Here is a 22,843-nt window from a genome sequence, read left to right as displayed (position 1 = left end):
GCACCGCAAGCGGTGTTTGAATTGGGCGTGCCGGTGCTGGGGATTTGCTACGGCATGCAGACCATGGCGCACCAGTTGGGTGGCATGGTGACCAGCGGGCACCAGCGTGAGTTCGGGCATGCCAACGTGCGCGCGCATGGCCATACCGCCTTGCTCAACGGCATCCAGGACTTCACCACTCCCGAAGGCCATGGCATGTTGCAAGTGTGGATGAGCCACGGCGACAAGGTCACCGAGTTGCCGTCCGGCTTCAAGCGGATGGCCAGCACCGACAGCTGCCCGATTGCCGGCATGGCCGATGAAGAACGCCGCTTTTACGGCGTGCAGTTTCACCCCGAAGTCACCCACACCAAGCGCGGTGCGGCCATCCTTGAGCGCTTTGTGCTCGATATCTGCGGCACCCGAGCCGACTGGATCATGGGCGACTACATCAGCGAGGCGGTGGAAGCCATTCGCGCCCAGGTGGGTGATGAGGAAGTCATCCTGGGATTGTCGGGCGGCGTCGATTCATCGGTGGCGGCAGCCCTGATTCACCGCGCCATTGGCGACCAGCTCACCTGTGTCTTTGTCGACCACGGTTTGCTGCGCCTGAACGAAGGCGACATGGTGATGGACATGTTTGTCGGCAAACTGCATGCCAAGGTGATCCGCGTCGATGCGGTCGATCAGTTTTTGGGGCATCTGGCGGGCGTGAACGAGCCGGAGGCCAAGCGCAAGATCATTGGCCGGGAGTTCGTTGAGGTCTTTAAAGCGCAAGCCGCTGCACTCACGGCCTCTGATGCCACTAAAAAAGGTGCCAAGTGGCTGGCACAAGGCACGATTTATCCGGATGTCATCGAATCCGGCGGGGCCAAAAACAAAAAAGCGGTGGTCATCAAAAGCCACCATAACGTCGGCGGTCTGCCGGAGCAATTGGGCCTGAAATTGCTGGAACCCTTGCGCGAATTGTTCAAGGACGAGGTGCGTGAACTGGGCGTGGCACTGGGTTTGCCGTACCACATGGTTTATCGCCACCCGTTCCCGGGCCCCGGCCTGGGGGTGCGGATCTTGGGTGAAGTCAAAAAGGAATACGCCGACCTGCTGCGCCGTGCCGACGCCATCTTTATTGAAGAGCTGAACAATTTCATTGACGATGCCTCAGGCAAAAGCTGGTATGAATTGACCAGTCAGGCCTTTACCGTGTTTTTGCCGGTCAAAAGTGTCGGCGTCATGGGCGATGGCCGAACCTACGACTACGTGGTCGCGCTGCGTGCGGTGCAAACCAGTGACTTCATGACCGCCGACTGGGCGGAGCTGCCCTATGCCTTGCTGAAAAAAGTGTCCAGCCGCATCATCAACGAAGTCCGTGGCATCAACCGTGTTACCTATGACGTAAGCAGCAAACCACCTGCCACCATCGAATGGGAATAACGGCTGATCCCAATGACTGACGAGCAAGCCATGCAATTGGCGTTGACACAAGCCGCGCTGGCAGGGGCTGCAGGTGAAGTGCCCGTAGGTGCCGTGGTGGTCCGGGACGGTGTGGTCATTGCTTGCGGCCACAACGCCCCTATTGCCAGTCATGACCCCAGTGCCCACGCAGAAATGCAGGCGCTGCGCGCCGCAGCGCAGATTCTGGGTAACTACCGCTTGCCTGAATGCGAGCTTTTTGTGACCCTGGAGCCCTGCGCCATGTGCGCTGGCGCCATGCTGCATGCGCGTCTCAAGCGGGTGGTTTTTGGTGCCTCCGACCCCAAAACAGGTGCCGCTGGATCTGTGATCGATCTATTTGCGCAAGCCAAACTTAACCACCAAACAGCAGTGCAGGGCGGTGTTCTGGCGCCATCATGCGCTGCCGTTTTGCAGGCTTTCTTCAAACAGCGGCGCACACAAAAAATCACTTCCCAGGTGTCATGAAAAAGCACATTTATATTTATTCTCCTTCCGGTGCGGTGCGAGACAAGGCTGCCTTCAAACGCGGGGTTGCCCGGCTACAAGCCATGGGGCATGACGTGGAGCTTGACCCAGCGGCACTGGCCAGTCACCAGCGCTTTGCCGGTGATGATGAGACCCGCCTTGCCGCCATCCATCGCGCTGCCGCCAGCAAGGCCGATGTCGCGTTGATCTCTCGTGGTGGTTATGGTTTGACGCGCATCCTGCCCGGCATTCATTACAAAAAAATTGCCAAGGCCATTGATCAGGGCATGCTGTTTGTCGGCATCAGCGATTTCACCGCCTTTCAAAGTGCGGTGCTGGCGCGCACCGGGGCCATCACCTGGGCTGGCCCGGCGCTGTGTGAAGGATTCGGTGTTGCCGAAGTACCCGATGACATCATGACAGCCTGTTTTGAAGATTTGCTGCTGGGACAAGGGGAGGGTGCAGGCTGGCGCCAACACCGTGACACCTCTTTGAACATGGATCCGTTGTCTGCTAAAACGGTGGATGTTCAAGTCCAAGCCCTGAAAAATGTGACCAATGCCAAGTTATGGGGCGGCAACCTGGCTATTCTGAGCTGCCTTTTGGGCACCCCTTATTTTCCCGATATCAAGGGTGGTATCCTGTTTCTGGAAGATGTGGGCGAACATCCTTACCGCATTGAACGCATGCTCACACAACTCTTGTATGCTGGGGTTTTGGCGCGTCAAAAAGCCATTGTTTTAGGTCAATTTACCCAATTCAAACTGGTTTCACATGACCGGGGTTTCAAGTTGCAAAGCGTGGTGGATTGGTTAAGAGGACAAATCAAAGTTCCGGTATTGACCAATTTGCCCTATGGGCACGTTGCCACCAAAGTTTTGCTGCCAGTCGGAGCCAGTGTTGACTTGACAATTGAAGGACGTGATGCTCTTTTATTTTGGGGTCATCAATGATGGCAACACATGCAGATTCACCTAAACTCAAGCCATAGGATGAAGGATTAACCATTAATGGGCGTTCACACAACTGTTGTTTTTGCCGATCTGTTTGGAAGCACAGGAGTGTTCGAAACGCTTGGCAATGCGAAAGCCACAGATGCTGTGACACAGGCGACCAATTGGGTTGCTGACAAATTTACCGCAAAGGGTGGGAAGGTCGTCAAGCTGTTGGGAGACGGCGTTCTGGCCACCTTCAAAAAAAGCCCGGATGCAATCGCAGCGGTGGTCGACATTCAGCGTAATTACCAGCACCGTCTGGCAAGTTTGCCGCCGCAACTGTACATGCCCTTGCGAATCGGTGTGGTCCGGGGCAGCGTGGTAGTCGTGGATGATGATTGTTATGGCGATGCTGTCAACACCGCTTCCCGTTTAAGCGAGCTAACGGGCCCGCACCAGATATGGGTCAATGACAAGGCGATTGAAAACAGTCCGAAGTTAAATGATGTCCATTTTCGATTTTTGGGCCCGATTGCCATACGTGGTCGTTCTGAACCTTGTAACGTCTACCAGATTGAATGGCAAGAAGACCAAAATTCAGAGTACTTTACGGTTCAGGCACCTGTCAATGTGATCACCACAACGCCCTTTGTTGACGCATTGGGCGGCCAGATTGAATTGACCTATCACGAAAACCAGCAAAGCTTCCAGGCATTTGAATTACCGATCCACATCGGACGCTTTCGCAAAGTCGACTTTATTGTCAATGACCCGCGTGTTTCGCGCACGCATGCCAGGATTGAGTGGCGTAACGGAAGTTTCATGATGGTAGACGAAAGCTCTTATGGGAGCTGGGTCCGTTTTGCTGGCAGTGGTACGGATCTGATGCTCAGACGCGATGAATGTGTTTTGCATGGCCATGGCCAAATTGCCCTTGGCACATCTTTTATCGATCCGAGTGCACCTGTCATTTCCTTTGTAGTTCGCTAATTCGTTGAACATGTCGCAGATAAACTTAACATAATATACATCGTATCAAGTAGCATTCCAGTCTACCAGCTTCCTTTGGCTTGCTTACCGCGTACAAACGCAGAGATGATGTCAGCGGATTCGATACGTTGCGCGCGAACAGCAAAATCAATGGCATTCAAGCCCAAATCATTTTTAAGCATGGGGTCTGCGCCAGCTTCCAGCAGCAGCTTGACGGCGGCTGGCGTGCCGTAATGAGCCGCCATCATCAATGGCGTCGTGTTGTTGGGCGATGCAGCGTCAATGTAGGCGTGTTCTTCCAGGAGCAGGTTCAGCACCGCCAGGTGCCCATGGGTCGCGGCGTAATGCAAAGGTGCCCAACCGGGTTTGTTGACATCGCCACCTTTTTGGATCATCAACCGACACAATTGAAGTTCGCCCTTGAGCGCCGCCAGCATCAATGGACTTTCGTCGGCCGAATTGCGAACTTCAACCTTGATCTGGGGGTGACTGAGCAGGACACTCGCTACTTTGAAAGCGTCATTTTTCAAAGCCAGTAGCAACCCGGGGAGACCCGTGGCATCAAGGGTGTTGGGGTCAAAACCGCGATTCAGGAGCGCACTGATGTCAACCGCATTGTCTTGTTTGATAGCTTTGAAAAAATCCTCATAAGATCCTGCATTAACAACATTAAATCCAATTAAAACAATAATATAAACAAGTTTTTTAAAGTAATTTATTGAATTTGAAAATGGATATTTCATGCCCTTACTCCTTTGAAAATGGCGTCAAAGTTGTCACTGGTGATCCTGCCGATCTCTTCCACAGGCAATTGCTTGATCTCTGCCAACTGCCTGGCTACCCAGGGCACGTAGGATGGGTTATTGGTTTTTCCCCGGTACGGCATCGGGGCCAGATAGGGGCTGTCGGTCTCGATCAGGAGCCGGTCCAGCGGCACCATGGCAGCCACCTCGCGCAAACTCCTGGCACTCTTGAACGTCAGGATGCCGGAAAAAGAAATGTAGAACCCGAGGTCGAGCGCCTGGCGGGCCGTACCTTCGTCTTCGGTAAAGCAGTGAAATACGCCGCCGGCACTGCCTGAAGACCCATCCTCACCCTCCTCGCGCAACATCGTCAAGGTGTCTTCAGAGGCTTGCCGGGTGTGAATCACCAGCGGTTTTTGCAACTGTCGCGCGGCCCGAATGTGGGTACGAAAACGCGCGCGTTGCCAGGCCATGTCAGCCACTGAGCGGCCATTGAGCCGGTAGTAGTCCAGCCCGGTTTCGCCAATGCCGACCACCCGCGGCAACCTGCCCAAGCTCAGCAAATCATCGAGCGTGGGTTCCCTGACCCCTTCGTTATCAGGATGGACACCCACCGTGGCCCAAAAATTATCGTACTGCAGCGCAAGCTGGTGCACGGCACCAAATTCTTCCAGTGTGGTGCTGATGCACAGGGCTCGATCGACCTGCGCATCGGCCATCGCCTGACGTATCGCCGGCAATTCGCAGATCAACTCGGGAAAATTCAAATGGCAATGGGAATCTGTGAACATCATGTTTTTGCGTTAAGGGCCGACTGGGCCTCGCTGACCAAAGCCTCCTGCATCAAGCCTGGATTGAACGGATGCTCCACAGCGCGCATGGTGCCGGACAAACTTTTGGCCCATTGACTCAGGCTTTGCCAGCTTCCGGCTTTGGGCAAATCGGCCGGTTCAAAAAAGCGGGGCACTGCACCACTGTGAACAGCCAGCAAATCGTGACACAGCTTGTGCAAGGCGTCCACGGTTTGTGCCGGCGTCCAGTCCTTGAAAACGTTGACATCACCCGCCTGCACCGCGCGCGGCAAGCGCGGCCACAAGGTCGCAATCGGGGCAAACTGCAGCGCGTCCTGCGGTCGTCCCCCTGCGGCGCGCAGCATGACGCCGGCCTGATTGACGGGCACGCCCTGCCCTTGCAACCAGGCCATGGCGCTTGCCTGGTCGGGCCAGGTCATGGTATGACCCAGGCACCGGCTGCGAATGGTGGGCAGCAACTGGTGGGCGGCATCAGAAGCCAGCACAAACTTGACGTCGCCGGCGGGCTCCTCCAGGGTCTTGAGCAAGGCGTTCGCGGTGTAGACATTCATGCGTTCGGCCGGAAATACCAGTACCGCCTTGCCGCGGCCGCGGGCGCTGGTGCGCTGGGCAAACTCCACCGTGTCGCGCATCGCATCGACCCGGATTTCCTTGCTGGGCTTGCGCTTCTTGCTGTCAATCTCGTCTTGCGCTTTTTCACTCAGCGGCCAGTTCAGGGCCAGCATCACGGTCTCGGGCATGAGCACGCACAGGTCAGCATGGGCGCGCACGTCAATCGCATGGCAGCTGCCACAGGTACCACAGGCGCCGTGCGCCGTAGGATGCTCACACAGCCAGGCACGTACCAACGCCAGCGCCAGTTCGTACTGGCCCAGGCCGGAGGGCCCGGACAGCAGCCAGGCGTGACCGCGTTGTGCCAGCAAGGCCTGCGTTTGAGCGGCAATCCAGGGCGCGACCGGGGTGGCTGTGACGGTTGGATCGCTCATGCCAGCCAGCCCCGTTGCGTGACACTGGCCAGCACGTCCTGCCACACGGTCTCACGGTTGCGCTCAGCGGCAATGCGGGCGAAACGCTGCGGGGTGGCATCGAAACGTGCCTGGTAGCCAGCGCGCACACGCGCGAAAAACGTCACGGGCTGCGCTTCAAACTTGTCGGGCACGCGCACACCCGCCAGCCGAGCGGCGGCAATCTCGGGACCCAGGTCAAACCATATTGTCAGATCAGGCTGACGTAAAAATTCAGTCTGCGGCAGCTTCACCGTCTGAACAAGCTGCTCCAGAAATGTGAGTATGGTCAGATCAAAACCACGCCCGTCGCCCTGGTAGGCAAAGGTGGCATCGGTGAAGCGGTCACACAGCACCACCTCACCGCGTGCCAGCGCCGGCTCGATGACTTGCTGCAAATGGTCACGCCGTGCCGCAAAGACCAGCAAGGCTTCGGTCATGGCGTCCATCGCATCATTAAGCACCAGGGTGCGCAGCTTTTCAGCAAGCGGCGTGCCACCCGGCTCGCGGGTCAGCGTGACCGCCCTGCCATGCGCCTTGAAAGCTTGCGCCAGGCCGTCGATATGGGTCGATTTTCCGGCGCCGTCAATGCCTTCAAAACTGATGAAAAGTCCGCTTGTCATGCTTGTTATTGTCCACGTTGGTATTTGTTTACCGCACGATTGTGCGCGTCCAGACTGTCACTGAACTGGCTGCTGCCATCGCCCCGCGCCACAAAGTACAGCGCCCGGCTGCTTGCAGGTTGCGCTACGGCCATGAGCGAGGCTTTGCCGGGCATGGCAATGGGCGTCGGCGGCAAGCCGGCCCGGGTGTAGGTATTCCAGGGCGTGTCGGCGAGCAAATCCCGCCGTCGCAGATTGCCGTCAAAGCGCTCGCCCAGGCCGTAAATCACCGTGGGGTCGGTTTGCAGCAACATGCCCAGGCGCAAACGGTTGCTGAAAACCGAGGCAACCATGGCGCGGTCACTGGCCTGGCCGGTTTCCTTTTCGACAATGCTGGCCAGAATCAGCAACTCGTCAGGGTTTTTCAGGGGCGTATCAGCGGCACGTGCTTGCCATGCCATCAAGAGATGCTTGTCCATGGCGTGCATGGCACGCAACAGCAGCTTGAGATCGCTGCTGCCCTTGGCATAGGTGTAAGTGTCCGGGTAAAAGCGGCCTTCTGGGTGGCGTCCGGGCTGCCCCAGCTTTTCCATGATCACTGCGTCTTCGAGGCCTTTTGAATCCGGCTTCAAATGCTCTTCCTTCAGGAGTGCCGCCCGGAATTGCCTGAATGTCCAGCCTTCCACCAGCGTGACCGAACGCAGCGCTTCTTCACCGCGCGTCAGCTTGGCCAGCAGGCTGTAGGGCGTCAGGCCTGTTTCAAGCTCGTAACTTCCGGCCTTGATCACGCGGGCCTGACCCGACAGGCGGAACCACCAGTACAGCATATCAGCGGAGGTTTGCACCCCGCTGTCCACGGCAGCCTGCGCCACGCCGCGCGGCGTGGTGCCCGGTTCAACCGACAGGTCCAGCGTCGGCGCCGTCAGCGACAAGCTGTGGCTGACCCACCACAAGGCCCAGCCGCCCAAGGCCAGCGCCAACACCAGCAAAAATTTAATGATTACGCGCACAACCCTATTGCCTTCTACAAAATGGAGTGCGCATGATAATTCACGCCATGAACACACCACTTCAAGGCGTCGCCACGCTGACACATACAGGGCTGATCCGCGCACAGGGCACCGATGCCGCCAAATTTTTGCACAACCAACTGACCAACGACTTTTCGCTGCTGGGTCTGTCGGAGGCACGGCTGGCTGGTTTTTGCAATGCCAAAGGGCGCCTGCAAGCCAGTTTCATTGGCTTCAAGCGCAGCCACACCGATATTTTGTTGTTATGCAGCCCGGACCTGCTGGCCGCCACCCTGAAACGTCTGAGCATGTTTGTGCTGCGCTCCCAGGTCAAGCTGGTCGATGCCAGTGCTGACTTTGTTATTTACGGGCTGGCCGGTTCAACCGTTTCAGAGGCGACCAAAAGCATTGCTGATGACAAAGACAAGGTCTGGAGCAAAACCGATCTCGATGCCATTTCTGTGATCCATCTCTACCCTGCCGATGGTGTGCCCCGTGCGCTGTGGGTGGCCCCGGCTGGCACCTCTGCCCCTGCAGGTGCGGTCTTGACAACCGAACAATGGGCCTGGGGCGAGGTGCGCAGTGGCATTGCCACCGTCACGCAGCCCATTTTTGAAGCTTTTGTGCCGCAAATGCTCAATTACGAGTCAGTGGGTGGCGTCAATTTCAAAAAAGGCTGTTACCCGGGACAAGAGGTGGTGGCGCGCAGCCAGTTCCGCGGCACGCTCAAACGGCGTGCCTACCTGGCACATGCCGATGCTGCACTGAAAGCCGGGGACGAACTATTTGCGCCGGATGATGCCAGCCAGCCCTGCGGCCTGGTGGTGCAGGCGGCGGTGGCGCCAGAGGGTGGTTTTGATGCCATCGTGTCAATGCAGATCAGCGCGTTTGAGGCCGCTGGCGTGCGTGCGCTGGGTGCCGACGGCCCATTGTTAAGCCTGCAGCCAGCGCCCTACCCTTTGCTGGCGGATATTTGACAGGTCTCAGACCCGGCGCGCCCAAGGGCCCAGGGTCACTTTTTCGAGCAGGTCGAGTTGACGCTCAAACTTGGCCCAGCGCAGCATGGAGCGCTCGATCAGTCCCACCTGCACGGCTTTGGCATATTGCTCACGTGCCATGTCAAAAGGCAAGCCTTGCAACAGAGCCAGAGTGCGATTGAAGCTGGCGGCGGTAGCGCTCAGGTTGTGAGAGTTGTGCATTTCATGTACCTCAACGCATCATGGTGCCATAGACCAAACCACGAGCGCCATCGCGCGCAGCGTTGTCAATCAAACGCATGCGGCGCTCAAGGTCGCATACATCAGTGGACTCTGACAAAAATGCTTCTTCAATGTCATGTTGACTTTTGAAGTCCGGGAAAAAAGATTTGAAAATCTCCATCAGTTTGGACATGTGGTGTCCTTGTAAAGTTAACGTCAGCAAATTATAAGGGTTTACCCTTATATTGATTTGAATGTGGGATTTACCGACTGACCCGGCGATGGTGAAAACGGGTGGCTTCAGGCCTGATCGTTGTCCTGTCGATGTTCAGGAAAATGCATGTTTCAAAGCCCGCGCTGCATCCAGATGCGCCCTGCTCGCCTCGGGAATGGCGCGGCCCATCTTGATGAATTCATGGGTTACACCGCGGTAAATATCGAGGTCAACCATGACAGCCGAGGCGCGCAGCTTGTCGGCGTATTGCAGACCTTCATCCACCAGGGGATCGCACTCGGCCAGGCCCAGCCAGGCCGGCGCCACGCCTTCCACATCGTCGGCCAGCAAGGGGGCAAAACGCCAATCTTCACGGTCTGTGAGATTGGGTATGTAAAGGTCAAAGAAATAGGCGATATGGGCGGCTTCCAGCACAAAACCATGGCCAAAAGTCTTGTGAGAAGGCGTGTCCTGATGCGCGCAACAACCCGGGTAGAACAGCAGTTGCAGCTTCAGGGCCAAACCTGTATCACGCGCCTGCAGGGCACAGGCGGCGGCCAGTGTGCCGCCCGCACTGTCACCACCCACCGCGATCCGCGTGGCGTCCAGGCCTTTTTCTGCACCCTGTTCCGCCACCCAACTCACGGCATCCCAGGCATCCTCGAAGGCCACCGGAAAACGGTGCTCGGGAGCCAGCCGGTAGCCAACTGACAGCACGGCACAATGGGCCAGCTGACTCAAGTGACGGCACAGCACGTCGTGGGTGGCGATGCTGCCAATCGTGAAGCCGCCGCCGTGCAGGTACACCAGCACCGGCAACGGTTCATCGCTGGGCGCAACCAGGCGCACCGGCAACTCAAAACCGTCGCGCGCGGGAAGGGTGAAATTTTCAACCCGGTGCAGCTTTACCGGTGCCAGGTCCAGCACCCCGGCGTTGACCTCATAGGCCGCACGCGCCTGTTGCGGCGTCAAGGCGTGCAGCGGCACCTGGCCGGCGCGTGCCATGCGTTCCAGCACAGCGTGCATGGCGGGGGTGAGCAAGGCGCGCGGGTTGCGGTGACTCATGGTGGGTTAGATCTTGTTACAGTGCAGGCTCTGATGCTAACAACCCGGAGTCAGCCACCCGCCCCACTGTCTAGATTCATTTGGCACCAACATTGCTTGTTTGTGTGCATTCACGCACCACCCCATTTTTAAATTTCAGAGACCCCGCATGTCCATTCACGCTGCACTGAACCACATCACCCACTACACCTACGATCGGCTGGTTGCCCTGGGTCCGCAGGTGGTGCGCCTGCGCCCTGCCCCGCATTGCCGCAGCAAAATCATTTCGTATTCCCTCAAGATCGAGCCCGAGGGCCATTTCATCAATTGGCAGCAGGACCCGTTTGCCAATTACCAGGCGCGCCTGGTTTTTCCGGACAAGACCAAAGAGTTCAAGGTCACGGTGGATGTCGTGATGGACATGGCGGTGTACAACCCGTTTGATTTCTTCCTTGAGCCCGAGGCTGAAGAATTTCCGTTTAGCTACCAGCCCGATTTAAAGCAGGAACTGGCGCCCTACCTGACCCCCGATCCAATGACGCCGTTGGTGCAGATCTACCTGGACAAGATCGACCGCACCAAACGCCGCAGTGTGCTTTTTCTGGTGGATTTAAACCAGTCGGTACACCACGCCATCAATTACACCATCCGCATGGAGCCCGGCGTGCAAACGCCCGAGGAAACCTTGACACTGGCCTCCGGCTCGTGTCGCGACTCGGCCTGGCTGATGGTCCAGCTGCTGCGTAACTGCGGCCTGGCGGCGCGCTTTGTGTCGGGTTACCTGATCCAGTTGAAGCCCGACGTGAAAGCACTCGACGGCCCCAGTGGCACCGAAGTCGACTTTACCGACCTACACGCCTGGTGCGAGGTTTATCTGCCCGGCGCCGGTTGGGTCGGGCTTGATGCCACCTCGGGCCTGCTGGCGGGTGAAGGTCACATTCCGCTGGCCTGCACACCGCAGCCTTCGGGCGCCGCGCCGATCGAGGGCGGTGTTGACGAATCTGAAGTCACCTTTGCCCATCACATGGCAGTGACCCGCATTTACGAGTCACCCCGCGTTACCAAGCCTTATACCGAAGACCAATGGGCCGACATCATGGCGCTGGGCGATGCCGTGGACGCCGAACTGGTGGCGGGTGATGTGCGCCTGACCATGGGTGGGGAGCCCACTTTTGTGGCCAATAGCGACCGTGATGCACCAGAGTGGAACACCGATGCCCTGGGCCCAACCAAACGTGGTTTTGCCACCGAATTGGTGCATAAACTGAGCCATGAATATGGTCAGGGCGGCTTTTTGCACTTTGGCCAAGGCAAGTGGTACCCAGGTGAGCAACTGCCGCGCTGGGCGCTCAACATCTATTGGCGCGCTGACCACGAACCGGTTTGGGCCAACCCGGCCCTGTTCACCGATGAGCGCACACCCACACACTACACCAGTGCGGATGCCAGGCGCTTCACTGCACTGCTGGCCACCAAGTTGGGGGTGACGGGCAAACACATTCAGACCGCGTTTGAGGACAGTTGGTACTACCTGTGGCGTGAACGTCGCCTGCCGGTCAATGTCGACCCGTTCAACTCCAAGCTGGACGACGAAATGGAGCGCGCCCGCTTGCGCCGGGTGTTCGAGCAAAAGCTCGACAGCCCGGTCGGTTTCGTGCTGCCGATCAAGGTGGCGGGTTACGACCCACAGTTTGGCGCGGCCTGGACCACCGGGCCCTGGTTTTTGCGCGACGAGCGCATGTACCTGATGCCGGGCGACTCGCCCATGGGCTTGCGCCTGCCGCTGGACTCGCTGCCCTGGGTCAGCGAAGCCGATTTTCCTTACCTGATCGAGCAGGACCCGTCAGTGTTGGTCGGTCCCCTGCCCAGTTACGGCACGGTGGCTGCCAAATATGCGCCAGGTACATCCGGATATGCGCCAGGCACTGCGGGTCTGGCCCTGGGTGCCGCGGCGCGCGCGGCAGCTGCGCGCATCAATTACCTGGCCGGTGCAGGCCCGCAAGCGGAAGCACCGCGTAAATTTCAGAGCGCTACGGGCAAGGGCTCCGTCATTGCGAGCGAAGCGCGGCAATCCATGCCAACCGGGGACCTGGATCGCCACGGTCTGCAGCCTCGCGATGACGATTCAGCAAAGGGAGAGGAAGCCGTCATTGCGAGCGAAGCGCGGCAATCCATACAGCAAGAACCCGCCGACTTTTCTCGTGTGCCGCAAGCACACGAGTCCGCCCACTGGATCACCCGCACCGCGCTGTGCGTGGAGGTGCGCGATCCGCGTCGCGCCAGTGGCCCCAAGGCCGAGGCCGTGGGGGAGAAATCGGGGGTGCTGTATGTGTTCATGCCGCCACTGGAAAAGCTCGAACACTACCTCGACTTGCTGGCCGCTATCGAAGCCAGTGCCGAAGAACTCGGCATGCAACTGGTGCTGGAAGGCTACCCGCCACCGCGCGACCCACGTCTGAAACTGCTGAGCGTGACGCCCGATCCGGGTGTTATCGAGGTCAACATCCACCCGGCGAGCCACTGGAAAGAGCTGGTTGCCAATACCGAATTCTTGTACAACGCGGCCTTCGAGTCGCGCCTGTCAGCCGAGAAATTCATGACCGACGGACGCCACACCGGCACCGGGGGTGGCAACCACTTTGTCATGGGCGGTGCGACACCGGCCGACAGCCCGTTTTTGCGCAAGCCCGAGCTGCTGGCCAGCCTGCTGCTGTACTGGCACAACCACCCGTCTTTGAGCTATTTGTTCAGTGGCATGTTTGTCGGCCCGACCAGCCAGGCACCGCGCGTCGATGAGGCGCGCAACGATCAGCTCTACGAACTTGAGATTGCCATCGAGCAAATCTACAAGAACCGCGAAATTTATGGCCAGGCCATGCCGCCCTGGCTGGTTGACCGCACGCTGCGCAACATCCTGATCGACGCCACCGGCAACACCCACCGCAGCGAAATCTCGATCGACAAGATGTACTCGCCGGATTCGGCCACGGGCCGCCTGGGCTTGCTGGAATTACGCGCATTCGAGATGCCGCCGCACCCACACATGAGCAGCGTGCAGCAATTGCTGCTGCGCGCGCTGATTGCCCGCTTCTGGAAAACACCTTACCGGGCGCCGGCCACGCGCTGGGGCACCGAGTTGCACGACCGCTTCATGCTGCCCAAGTTCATCGAGATGGATTTCCATGATGTGATGGCCGAAATGCGTGCCTCAGGTTTTGCCTTTGACGACAGCTGGTTCGCGCCGCATGTCGAGTTCCGTTTCCCGCTGATCGGTACGGTCTGCTCAGCCGGGATTGAGCTCACGCTGCGCAACGCGCTGGAGCCCTGGCATGTGATGGGTGAAGAAGGTGCCCCGGGTGGCACCGCCCGTTACGTGGATTCGTCGCTGGAGCGCATCGAGGTGCGCGTCACCGGCATGAACGAAAGCCGTTATGTGGTCACCTGCAACGGCCGCGCCATGAGCCTGCAGCCCACCGGCGTGGTCGGCGAATATGTGGCCGGCGTGCGCTACAAAGCCTGGAACCCGCCGAGCAGCCTGCACCCCAGCATCGGCGTGCATGCACCACTGGTCTTTGACATTGTGGACACCTGGATGAAACGCTCAGTAGGCGGCTGTCAGTACCACGTCGCACACCCGGGGGGCTTGAGCTACGAGTCCCTACCTGTCAACGCCAACGAGGCCGAAAGCCGCCGTTTGTCGCGCTTTACCGCCATGGGCCACACGCCGGGTCTGATGCAGGTGCCGCCAGCCACCATCAACGTGCCAGCCAGCCGCGAGTTTCCGTTTACCCTGGACTTGCGGCGCGGCTAATCGCGGCTTGTGTGCAGACCGCGTTATTTGAGCGCCGTCTGCACGTCATTCACACGCATGCCCAGCGCATCGGCAAACGCTTCGATGCTTTGGCCACTCGCTTCATAGGCTTTCTTCAACGCAGCGCGGCGGGCGCGTTGCTGCTCCACCTCGGACAACACCTCGTCAAGCAGCGCTTGAATGGCCTCGGCCGGGGTGCCGATGCGCGCCAGGTAGTCCTGTCTTGTCAGGCCGGACTTCTCGAACGCGGCCAACATTTGGGCCCGTAATTTGGGGCGCAGGTCTTCGGTGCTGCGCGCCTGACGGCGTTGAAACAGCTCAACCATGGACAGGAATACGTGCTCAGGGGCCACGTCCTCGACCGGTTTTCCCTGCAGGTCGTGGCGCTTCTGGCCCGCCGCCACGCTCTGCAGGTAACGGGTGGAGCGGGTGTGCACGCCCAAAGCGGCCTTGAGCGATTCGCGCTGGAAATCTTCCGGGTGAGCCGCCAACAGCTCCTGGAAAATACCCAGCTTGAGCGGCAGGAAGCGCTCGCCAAACAAGTGCGGGTACAGCTCGAACAATTTTTCCAGCACCGGCTGCACCGAGGCAAACCGGTTTTTGGATTTGGCGGGCTTGGCTGGCGCGTCAACGGCAGCGGGCGCCTGCGGGCTTTCGGGTGCGACAGACACATGCGCATCCTGCGGCAGTTGGGTGGTGGGCTCGGCTGGCTCTTGAAGGATATCGGTCATGGCATGAATCAAATTGAACAACCCGTGATTGTCAACCAAAGTGCCGCTTCGCTGGCATACTCTGATAAATGAACGAAGCTATGCCAGTGCATCTCCCTCCCGTCAAACCCGAGTCACCCGGCGTGGCCGCACTGGCGCGGTCGGCGCAAGCGGCGCCAGGACATTTTGATGAGCTGCGCGCTGCAGCCACTGGCAGTGGCAAACTGACCGAGGTTTGGCGGCAATTTTTTTCCACCCTTGAGAATGACACGGCAATCGACATGGACCAGCGTGCCGCCAATCTGGCACGCCAGGTGCGCGACAACGGCATCACCTATAACGTTTATGCCGATGAAAACGGGCCGCAACGTCCGTGGTCGCTCGACCTGTTTCCGCTGATTGTTGATCCGGCAAGCTGGCAGCGCATCGAGGCCGGGGTGTTGCAGCGCATGCGCCTGCTCGAGCGTGTAATGGCCGATGTCTACGGGCCGCAAACCCTGTTGCATGATGGATTGTTACCACCGGCGCTGGTCCACGCGCACCCCGGCTACCTGCGGGCCATGCATGGCGTGGAACCGGTGGGCGGGCGTTATCTGCACATTGCCGCCTTCGACCTGGCACGAGGACCCGACGGCAATTGGTGGCTGGAGGCACAGCGCAGCCAGGCCCCCTCGGGCCTGGGTTATCTGCTGGAAAACCGGTTGGCCATTCTGGCGCAATTTCCACAAGCCTTCCAAATCCTTGGCGTGCAGCGCCTGGCCAGTACCTACCGTGCCCTGATGGACAGCCTCAAGGCCATGAGTCCGGCCGGCCCCGACGCGCATCTGGCGCTGCTGACCCCCGGCCCCTACAACGAAACCTATTTCGAACACGCTTATCTGGCGCGCTACCTCGGCCTCACGCTGGTCGAAGGCAGTGACCTGCTGGTGCGCGACGAATGCCTGTTTCTGAAAACGCTCAAGGGTCTGGTACCGGTGCATGGCTTGCTTAAACGGGTTGACGACGAATATCTGGACCCGCTGGAGCTGCGCTCCGACTCCACGCTGGGGGTGCCCGGCCTGTTGCAAGCCATTCGTGCCGGCAACGTGCTGGTGGCCAACGCGCCGGGTTCGGCATTTCTGGAGTCACCGGCGCTGCTGGGCTTTTTGCCCGCCTTGTCGCGCCATTTGCTGGGCGAGCAGCTCAGCCTGCCGGCCCTGCCCACCTGGTGGTGTGGTGAGCGCAGCGCCATGGAAGAAGCCCTGCCACGCCTGGCTGAATGCGCCATCAAACCGACTTACCCCGGTTCTCTCGACCATGGCAGTTTCGAGACGGTGCTGGGCGGCAAACTCAATGCGCGCGCGCTCGATGAGTGGGCCGGACGCATTGTGCGGCAAGCCGAAGAGCACACGGTGCAAGGCTACACCCCGCTGTCGCAAATGCCGACCTGGCAAGCCTCGGGTGCTGGCGATCCAGCCGAAGCAGGCCGGCTGTTGGCGCGCTCGGTGATGCTGCGGGTGTTCGTGGTGTCTGACGGCGTCCAGGGCTGGCGTGTGTTGCCCGGCGGTCTGGCGCGTGTGGCCAGCGCCGGCCAGGAGATCACCTCCATGCAACGCGGCGGCAGCAGCGCTGACGTGTGGGCATTGACCCGCGGCGAGGTTGATCACCACACCCTGCTGGCGCCGCACATGACCCCCGAGTCTCTGATGCAGCGCAAACGTCTCATCACCAGCCGGGCCGCAGAAAACCTGTTCTGGCTGGGACGTTACACCGAACGTGCCGAAAACGCCATCCGGCTGGCTCGCCTGACGCTGGAGTGTTTGCACGGCGAAGAGCAATCCTCCGCCCCGCTGCTGACCTGGCTCAGCCAAATGGCGGTGGCCAACACCCTGGTGCTGCCCGGCGTGCCGTCGGCACTGCAGGCACCGCGCGTGTTCGAGCGCAGCCTGATCGACAGTCTGGGCAGCAGCACCGGCGCCACCAGCGTGGGCTACTACCTGCGCGCTCTCAAAATGGTCGGCTCCAGCGTGCGCGAGCGGCTTTCGCAAGAGCACTGGCGCATCATCATCCGCTGCGAGGAGGAATTGTTTGAGCGCTGCGCGACCCAGCGTCGGCGGGCCGATTTTTCGGCGCTGCAGGCGCTGCAGATCCTCAAGGACACGAGCGACCACATGGCGGCCATCACCGGCGCCCAGACCGACCGCATGACGCGCGACGACGGCTGGCGCCTGCTCAGCATTGGCCGCCACATTGAGCGGCTGGCCTTTTTGTCGTCTGCCCTGATGCGCGGCATCAACACCGGCAGCCTCCAAACAGATGACGGCTTCGATGCCATGGTGGAGCTGTTTGACAGCGCCATCACTTTCCATGCCCAGTTCCAGCAAAGCCGCGACATGGCCGCGCTGGTCGACTTGCTGGTCATTGACCGCGACAACCCGCGCTCGATTTCCTGGATCGCCCACACCCTGCGCGGACGCCTGGCCCGGTTGGCGGGCAGCGACCCCAACCGCCTCTGCGCCTTGTCATTCAAGGTGCCCGACCCAGGCACCTGGGACCTGGCCCAACTGTGTGATGAAGCGCCCGACCTGGTCACACCGGCGCAAACGCTGGGCGACACGTCGGATGCTGGCGAGCCATCATTGCAATACGTCCTGCTCAAGGACGTTTTGTACCAATGCACCGAAGCCAGCTTTGTCGTGTCAGATGACATCAGTGCCACCTATTTCACCCACAGCGGTCTGGCTAATCAGAGTCTGGGGGCGGGATGAGACTACAAATCACCCACGAGACGGTGTACAACTACCGGCCCGCCGTCGAGACGGCGCAGCACATGGCCTATCTGACGCCGCTGGACTGCGCCACACAGACCCTGCTGGGCCACGGACTGCAGGTGACCCCCGAACCGGCACAGATCAACACCACCCAGGACGTCTTTGGCAACAGCCGCAGCTTTTTCTCGCTGCAGGTGCCGCACACCCAGCTGCAGGTGCTGGCTAGCAGCCAGGTGCTCACCCAGCCAGTGCACTTGCCGCGCAGCGAGCTTAGCTGGGAGTCCGTTCGTGAGCACTTCCGATACCAGGCCCATGCCGGTTTTGAGGCCGCCAACGAATTCGTCTTTGCCTCCCCCATGGTGCCGCGCCACGCCGAATTTACCGCCTACGCCCGACCCAGCTTCAGCGCCGGTACGGGTCTGCTGGCGGCGGCGGTCGACCTGATGCACCGCATTTATCGCGACTTCACCTATGAGAGCCAGAGCACCGAGGTCAGCACTCCGGCGCTTGAAGCGCTGGCGCAACGCAAGGGCGTGTGCCAGGACTTTGCCCACATCCTAATCGCCTGCCTGCGCAGCATGGGGCTGCCAGCGCGTTATGTAAGCGGCTACTTGCTCACCCAGGCGGCACCGGGTACTGTCAAGCTCAAAGGCAGCGATGCCTCGCACGCCTGGGTCGCGGTGTACGTCCCCGATTTGCCCAAGGGGGAACGCTGGGTCGACCTCGACCCTACCAACGACCGCGCGGGCTGGCCATCGCCCGGCGAAGACTATGTGACGCTGGCCGTTGGCCGTGACTTCTCGGACGTGTCACCGATCCGCGGCGTCATCCACGGTGGCGCCAGCCACACCCTGCGGGTCGGCGTGACCGTGGAGCAGGTGACCGATCCCAGGGTTTTGCCGAGTCCAGGTCTGAGCCAGACGCAAAGCCAGGCTCAGGGTTCTGGACCAATCCAAAGCCAAAACCAAAGCCAAAATTCAAGTTTCAACAAACCCTAACAACACAGGAAAAACCCATGAGCATTTACGCCAAACTCAGCCAGCTTGGTATCACCCTGCCCCCGGTGGCCGCCCCCGCCGCCGCCTACGTGCCTTTTGTCCAGACCGGCAACCTGGTATTTTTAAGCGGCCACCTGGCCAAGAAGGACGGCAAGGTCTGGGTCGGTCAATTCGGCAAGAACATGAACGCCGAAGAAGGCAAAGCCGCGGCCCGTGCCGTCGCCATTGACCTGATGGGCACGCTGCACGCCGCGGTGGGCGACCTGAATCGCGTCAAACGCATTGTCAAGTTGATGTCACTGGTCAATTCCACGGGCGACTTCACCGAACAGCATCTGGTCACCAACGGCGCCAGCGAGTTGCTTGGCGAGGTCTTTGGCGCACAAGGCGCCCACGCCCGCAGCGCCTTTGGCGTGGCGCAAATCCCGCTGGGCGCCTGCGTCGAAATTGAGCTGATTGCCGAACTGGCTTAAGCCACAGTTCAGGGCGATGGTGCAGCCAGGCGTTCAATCGCCTGGAAAGCCAGCGCGCTGAGCTGGTCCGGACTCACTTTTTCTGCTGCAATCTCGGCCAGAGGCACCAGCACAAACGCCCGCTCATGCATGCGCGGATGTGGTAACTGCAGCGCGGGGCTGTTCATGCGGGCATCGCCGTACAGCAAGATGTCAAGATCCAGCGTGCGCGGTGCGTTGCGGTAGGGACGCAAGCGCCCGGCCTGGTTTTCAATAGCCTGCAGGCATTGCAGCAGTTCAGGCGCAGAGAGCCGGGTTGCCACAGCGACCACGGCATTGATGAAGTCTGGCCCGGTGGCTTTGAGCGGCGCCGTGCGGTACAGGCTCGAAGAACAGATGAATCGGGTGTCAGGCAGGCTGGCAACGCGCTGCACCGCCACCTGCACACTGGCTTGCGCATCGCCCAGATTGGCACCCAGGGCGATGTAGGCCAGTACCTCAGGCCGTTCCGAATGGCTCACAACAGTGTTCAGACCTGCGGCTCTTGCGCCGGCGCATCACCCGCGCCGCGACCCGACGGGCGCCGGCGACGGCGGCGTTTTTTGGGGGCCTCGGTGCCATCGCCCGATACCGCATCAGGGGGCAATTCCGACTGAGCCGGTGCCGCCTCATTGACAACACGACCCGGTGTTTTGTGCGGCCGGGGTGCACGCGGGGTTTTGGCGCGCTGCTGCTGTTGCTCCAGCTTGACCTCGTCGACCATGTCACTGCGCCGGTCGTCATTGGCCAGGCTGAACGTTTCCCACCAGTCCGACAGCACCATGTCGAGCTCACCGTTTTCGGCGCGCAAGCGCATGAAGTCAAAGGCCGCCCGAAAACGTGGTCGCTCAACCAGGCCAAACGGGGCACTGCCCACGCGCTTCTCGAAACGCGGCTGCATCAGCCAGATTTCACGCATATCACCGGCCAGCTTGCCGCGGCCCGACACATCGCCAATGCGGGCGCTGAACACGTCCTCGATGGCATCCTGCAAGGCCGGGTGGGAATGCTGCCCGCCTTTGATGCGAGCGGCCCAGCCATCGCGCACATCGGCCCACAGCACGCAGGCCAGCAAGAAGCTCGGCGCCACCGGTTTGCCTTCGCCGACCCGGCGATCGGTGTCCTGCAGGGCAGACTTGACAAAGGGCGTCTCGCCGCGCTCCACCACCACGTCGAGCAGCGGGTAAATGCCTTGCGCCATGCCGAGCAGCTTGAGCTGCTCGATGGAGGCCAGCGCGTGGCCGGTTTGCAGCAACTTGAGCATTTCGTCGAACAAACGGCTTTGCGGCACCTCGGCCAGCAGCGCCCTGGACTTGACCAGCGGTGACGCCGTTTTGGTTTCCAGCTTGAAGCCCAGCCCGTTGAGCTTGGCGGCAAAGCGAATGGCGCGGATGATGCGCACCGGGTCTTCGCGGTAGCGCGCTGCCGGGTCGCCAATCATGCGGATGACACGGTTCTTGGCGTCCTTGATGCCGTGGTGGTAGTCGACCACGATCTGTGTCTCGGGGTCGTAGTACATGGCGTTGATGGTGAAGTCGCGGCGCACCGCGTCTTCTTCCTGCGGACCCCAGACGTTGTCGCGCAGCACCCGGCCGGTGCTGTCCACGGCATGGGTCATGCCGGCCAGCTCGCTCTTGCTGGTTTTTTCGTTGCCCGCCACCTGCTCGGCGGCCACATTGTCAAGGTAGGCCCGGAAGGTGGAGACCTCGATCACCTCATGCTCGCGACCCCGGCCGTACACCACATGCACGATGCGAAAGCGCCGGCCGATGATGAAGGCGCGCCGGAACAGGCCCTTGACCTGTTCCGGCGTGGCGTTGGTGGCCACGTCGAAGTCTTTCGGCGCCAGGCCCAGCATCAGGTCGCGCACCGCGCCACCGACGATGTAGGCCTCGAAGCCCGCCTGTTTGAGCGTGCGCACCACGTTCAGCGCGCGCTCATCGACCAGCTTGGGGTTGATGCCGTGCTCTTGCGGACCGATTTCCAGGCGTTTGCCAAACGGGTGTTTGCTTTCCGGGGCAGATTTGCCTAAAAGTCGGTTGATGAGTTTTTTAATCATTGTTGTTGGTGTTTTTAACTAAGCGTACTGTCATTTGAAAAAAGCTCAAGTATGCGCCAGCCGCGCTCCAGTGCAAGCGCACGCAGCCGCTCTTCGGGATTGGTGGCTACCGGATGCGTTACTTTCTCCAGCAATGACAGGTCGTTCATGGAGTCGCTGTAAAAGGTGCTTTCCACCTGATCCCAGCGCAAGCCGCGTTCTGTCAGCCACTGTTCCACCCGCGTCACCTTGCCTTCGCGAAACGACGGCGTGCCGGCAATCTCGCCGTTAAACCAGCCACTCTGCGGGTCGCGCGCCAGTTGAATGGCAATCAGCTCGGGCACGCCAAAGGCCTTCGCAATGGGTCGTGTGACAAACTCGTTGGTGGCGGTCACGATCAGCACCGCGTCGCCGGCGGCCTGGTGTTGCTGCACCAGCGCCCGGGCCTGGGGCTGAATGGCTTGTTGCACCACCGACGCCATGAACTTGGCATGCGCAGCTTCTGCCTTGACCGCGCCTTGAGCGCACAGGGCTTGCGTGGCAAAGTGCACATACTCAAAAATATCGAGCGTGCCGGCCTTGTACTGCTCGTAAAAATCGTCGTTGCGCCGGTTGAACTCAACCGGGTCGTGCCAACCCAGCGTGGTGGTAAAGGCATTCCACTCGTAGTCGGAATCCATCGGAATCAGGGTGTGATCCAGGTCGAACAGGGTTAACTTGCTTGTCATGTGTTGTCCATCATGGCTTTGATCAGGGGAATGGTGATGGCGCGCTGGGTTTGCAGGGCGTAGCCGTCCATCAGGTCGAGCAACGCCATTAGTGACCCCAGGTCGCGGGAAAACCGCGTCAGCATGAAGTCCATCACCTCGTTGCTCAGCACAATACCGCGTTCATCGGCGGCCTGACGCAGCACGGCGCGCCGTTCGGGTTCGCTCAAGGCGTGCAGCGCAAAGACGTGGCCGCCCCCCAGGCGGGTGCGCAGGTCGTCGCGCAGCTTGAGGTCGGCGGGCGGCAGGCTGCCGCTGGCCAGCACCGCAATTTGCAGGGTCTGGGCGTGGACAAACCAGTTGAAGGCCAGCTGTTGCTGCGCCGTGCTGAAGGCATGCACGTCATCCATCAGCACGCAGGCCCAGGATTCGTCAAATTCCGGGGCCATCTGGCTGCCGGCATCGAGCCAGCCGACGTTGGCGCCCTGCGCTTGCAGCGCCACGCGCATGGCTTGCAGCAAATGGGTTTTGCCACAGGCGTCACCGCCCCACAGGTAAGTCGGAACGGGTGAACGCCGGGTGGTGCCGTCATGACCCAGCCAGAGCTTGAGATGCGCCACGGCGGCTTCATTCGAGCCAACGCAAAAATTTTTCAGGCTCGGCCCCGTGGGCAGGCCCATGTCCAGCACCAGTTGTTGCATCATGCGTCGTGACGGTCCTGGTAAAGCGCGCTGTCCAGATAAGCCAGGCGCAGCCGGCGCACGGCGACCAGCATCACCGCGCTCAGCGGCAGGGCAATCAACACGCCGACAAAGCCCAGCAAATGGCCAAACGCCAGCAAGGCAAAAATAACGGCCAGTGGATGCAGCCCGACGCGCTCACCCACCAG

The 22,843-nt window shown here is 60.2% G+C and carries 23 protein-coding genes; 9 read left to right on the top strand and 14 right to left on the bottom strand.

Annotated elements, in window-relative coordinates:
* The 4 genes from guaA to NDI87_RS08715 form a co-directional block, all read left to right on the top strand.
* Positions 1-1,410 (top strand): glutamine-hydrolyzing GMP synthase (guaA, locus tag NDI87_RS08730; RefSeq protein WP_296274819.1); only part of this gene is annotated, 1,410 nt, incomplete at its 5' end.
* 12 nt (positions 1,411-1,422) lie between these two features.
* Entirely contained in the window at positions 1,423-1,896 is a 474-nt protein-coding gene (gene tadA / locus NDI87_RS08725) for a tRNA adenosine(34) deaminase TadA (RefSeq protein ID WP_366028582.1), read from the top strand.
* Positions 1,893-2,849, top strand: coding sequence for an LD-carboxypeptidase (locus NDI87_RS08720; protein WP_296274816.1), 957 nt, complete (start codon positions 1,893-1,895; stop codon positions 2,847-2,849). Before tadA ends, NDI87_RS08720 begins: the two co-directional genes overlap by 4 nt.
* 57 nt (positions 2,850-2,906) lie before the next feature.
* Positions 2,907-3,821, top strand: coding sequence for an FHA domain-containing protein (locus NDI87_RS08715; RefSeq protein ID WP_296274813.1), 915 nt, complete (start codon positions 2,907-2,909; stop codon positions 3,819-3,821).
* Between the two features lie 62 nt (positions 3,822-3,883).
* Here NDI87_RS08715 and NDI87_RS08710 read toward each other — a convergent pair whose 3' ends face one another.
* The 5 genes from NDI87_RS08710 to mltG are packed head-to-tail and all read right to left on the bottom strand — an operon-like array spanning position 3,884 to position 7,992.
* Positions 3,884-4,564, bottom strand: a complete 681-nt coding sequence (locus NDI87_RS08710) for an ankyrin repeat domain-containing protein (RefSeq protein WP_296274811.1) — start codon at positions 4,562-4,564, stop codon at positions 3,884-3,886.
* Positions 4,561-5,355 (bottom strand): TatD family hydrolase, encoded by a 795-nt coding sequence (locus NDI87_RS08705; protein WP_296274810.1) that lies wholly within the window; start codon positions 5,353-5,355, stop codon positions 4,561-4,563. Before NDI87_RS08705 ends, NDI87_RS08710 begins: the two co-directional genes overlap by 4 nt.
* The gene (locus NDI87_RS08700; RefSeq protein ID WP_296274808.1) at positions 5,355-6,362 is read right to left on the bottom strand and encodes a DNA polymerase III subunit delta'; all 1,008 of its coding nucleotides are present in this window, start codon (positions 6,360-6,362) and stop codon (positions 5,355-5,357) included. Before NDI87_RS08700 ends, NDI87_RS08705 begins: the two co-directional genes overlap by 1 nt.
* Positions 6,359-7,003, bottom strand: a complete 645-nt coding sequence (gene tmk, locus NDI87_RS08695) for a dTMP kinase (protein WP_296274806.1) — start codon at positions 7,001-7,003, stop codon at positions 6,359-6,361. Before tmk ends, NDI87_RS08700 begins: the two co-directional genes overlap by 4 nt.
* A gap of 5 nt (positions 7,004-7,008) precedes the next feature.
* Complete coding sequence (mltG, locus tag NDI87_RS08690) at positions 7,009-7,992, bottom strand: endolytic transglycosylase MltG (RefSeq protein WP_296274804.1); 984 nt, start codon at positions 7,990-7,992, stop codon at positions 7,009-7,011.
* 47 nt (positions 7,993-8,039) lie between these two features.
* Here mltG and NDI87_RS08685 point away from each other — a divergent pair, with 47 nt between their 5' ends.
* On the top strand, positions 8,040-8,969 hold the full coding sequence (locus NDI87_RS08685; protein WP_296274802.1) for a folate-binding protein: 930 nt from the start codon (positions 8,040-8,042) through the stop codon (positions 8,967-8,969).
* A gap of 6 nt (positions 8,970-8,975) precedes the next feature.
* On the opposite strand, the gene NDI87_RS08680 is transcribed toward NDI87_RS08685, so the two are convergent.
* The 3 genes from NDI87_RS08680 to NDI87_RS08670 all read right to left on the bottom strand — a co-directional run bounded on the left by NDI87_RS08680 (position 8,976) and on the right by NDI87_RS08670 (position 10,470).
* Positions 8,976-9,191 carry a hypothetical protein gene (locus tag NDI87_RS08680; RefSeq protein ID WP_296274800.1) on the bottom strand — a complete coding sequence of 72 codons (216 nt, stop codon included), beginning with the start codon at positions 9,189-9,191 and terminating at the stop codon, positions 8,976-8,978.
* Between the two features lie 10 nt (positions 9,192-9,201).
* Positions 9,202-9,384, bottom strand: a complete 183-nt coding sequence (locus tag NDI87_RS08675) for a DUF3563 family protein (RefSeq protein ID WP_296274798.1) — start codon at positions 9,382-9,384, stop codon at positions 9,202-9,204.
* A 135-nt stretch (positions 9,385-9,519) separates the two neighbouring features.
* Positions 9,520-10,470 (bottom strand): alpha/beta hydrolase, encoded by a 951-nt coding sequence (locus NDI87_RS08670; RefSeq protein ID WP_296274796.1) that lies wholly within the window; start codon positions 10,468-10,470, stop codon positions 9,520-9,522.
* 148 nt (positions 10,471-10,618) lie between these two features.
* Here NDI87_RS08670 and NDI87_RS08665 point away from each other — a divergent pair, with 148 nt between their 5' ends.
* On the top strand, positions 10,619-14,260 hold the full coding sequence (locus NDI87_RS08665; RefSeq protein WP_296274794.1) for a transglutaminase family protein: 3,642 nt from the start codon (positions 10,619-10,621) through the stop codon (positions 14,258-14,260).
* 23 nt (positions 14,261-14,283) lie between these two features.
* Here the strand turns inward: NDI87_RS08665 and NDI87_RS08660 are convergent, their stop codons facing one another.
* Entirely contained in the window at positions 14,284-14,991 is a 708-nt protein-coding gene (locus tag NDI87_RS08660) for a ProQ/FINO family protein (RefSeq protein ID WP_296274792.1), read from the bottom strand.
* Positions 14,992-15,071: 80 nt separating this feature from the next.
* Here NDI87_RS08660 and NDI87_RS08655 point away from each other — a divergent pair, with 80 nt between their 5' ends.
* The 3 genes from NDI87_RS08655 to NDI87_RS08645 are packed head-to-tail and all read left to right on the top strand — an operon-like array spanning position 15,072 to position 19,191.
* The gene (locus NDI87_RS08655; protein WP_296274791.1) at positions 15,072-17,717 is read left to right on the top strand and encodes a circularly permuted type 2 ATP-grasp protein; all 2,646 of its coding nucleotides are present in this window, start codon (positions 15,072-15,074) and stop codon (positions 17,715-17,717) included.
* Positions 17,714-18,718: a transglutaminase family protein gene (locus tag NDI87_RS08650; protein WP_296274789.1), complete on the top strand. Its 1,005-nt coding sequence runs from the start codon at positions 17,714-17,716 to the stop codon at positions 18,716-18,718. The genes NDI87_RS08655 and NDI87_RS08650 overlap by 4 nt, the downstream gene beginning before the upstream one ends.
* A 17-nt stretch (positions 18,719-18,735) precedes the next feature.
* Positions 18,736-19,191 (top strand): RidA family protein, encoded by a 456-nt coding sequence (locus NDI87_RS08645; protein ID WP_296274788.1) that lies wholly within the window; start codon positions 18,736-18,738, stop codon positions 19,189-19,191.
* 8 nt (positions 19,192-19,199) lie between these two features.
* Here the strand turns inward: NDI87_RS08645 and folK are convergent, their stop codons facing one another.
* The 5 genes from folK to NDI87_RS08620 form a co-directional block, all read right to left on the bottom strand.
* Positions 19,200-19,691 (bottom strand): 2-amino-4-hydroxy-6-hydroxymethyldihydropteridine diphosphokinase, encoded by a 492-nt coding sequence (gene folK / locus NDI87_RS08640; protein WP_296274786.1) that lies wholly within the window; start codon positions 19,689-19,691, stop codon positions 19,200-19,202.
* An 8-nt stretch (positions 19,692-19,699) separates the two neighbouring features.
* Positions 19,700-21,268: a polynucleotide adenylyltransferase PcnB gene (pcnB, locus tag NDI87_RS08635; RefSeq protein WP_296274785.1), complete on the bottom strand. Its 1,569-nt coding sequence runs from the start codon at positions 21,266-21,268 to the stop codon at positions 19,700-19,702.
* Between the two features lie 14 nt (positions 21,269-21,282).
* A complete protein-coding gene (locus NDI87_RS08630) occupies positions 21,283-21,975 on the bottom strand; it encodes an HAD family hydrolase (protein WP_296274783.1) in 693 nt (230 codons plus the stop codon).
* Entirely contained in the window at positions 21,972-22,655 is a 684-nt protein-coding gene (gene hda / locus NDI87_RS08625; RefSeq protein ID WP_296274821.1) for a DnaA regulatory inactivator Hda, read from the bottom strand. Before hda ends, NDI87_RS08630 begins: the two co-directional genes overlap by 4 nt.
* Positions 22,655-22,843: AI-2E family transporter (locus NDI87_RS08620; RefSeq protein WP_296274782.1), on the bottom strand; the 189-nt coding region annotated here is incomplete at its 5' end. The genes hda and NDI87_RS08620, both read right to left, overlap by 1 nt.

It is taken from the genome of Rhodoferax sp., assembly GCF_023701345.1.
GTDB lineage: Bacteria > Pseudomonadota > Gammaproteobacteria > Burkholderiales > Burkholderiaceae_C > Rhodoferax.
The sequence above is the reverse complement of the archived record's forward strand: the minus strand, read 5'-3'. Positions and strand labels throughout refer to the sequence as shown.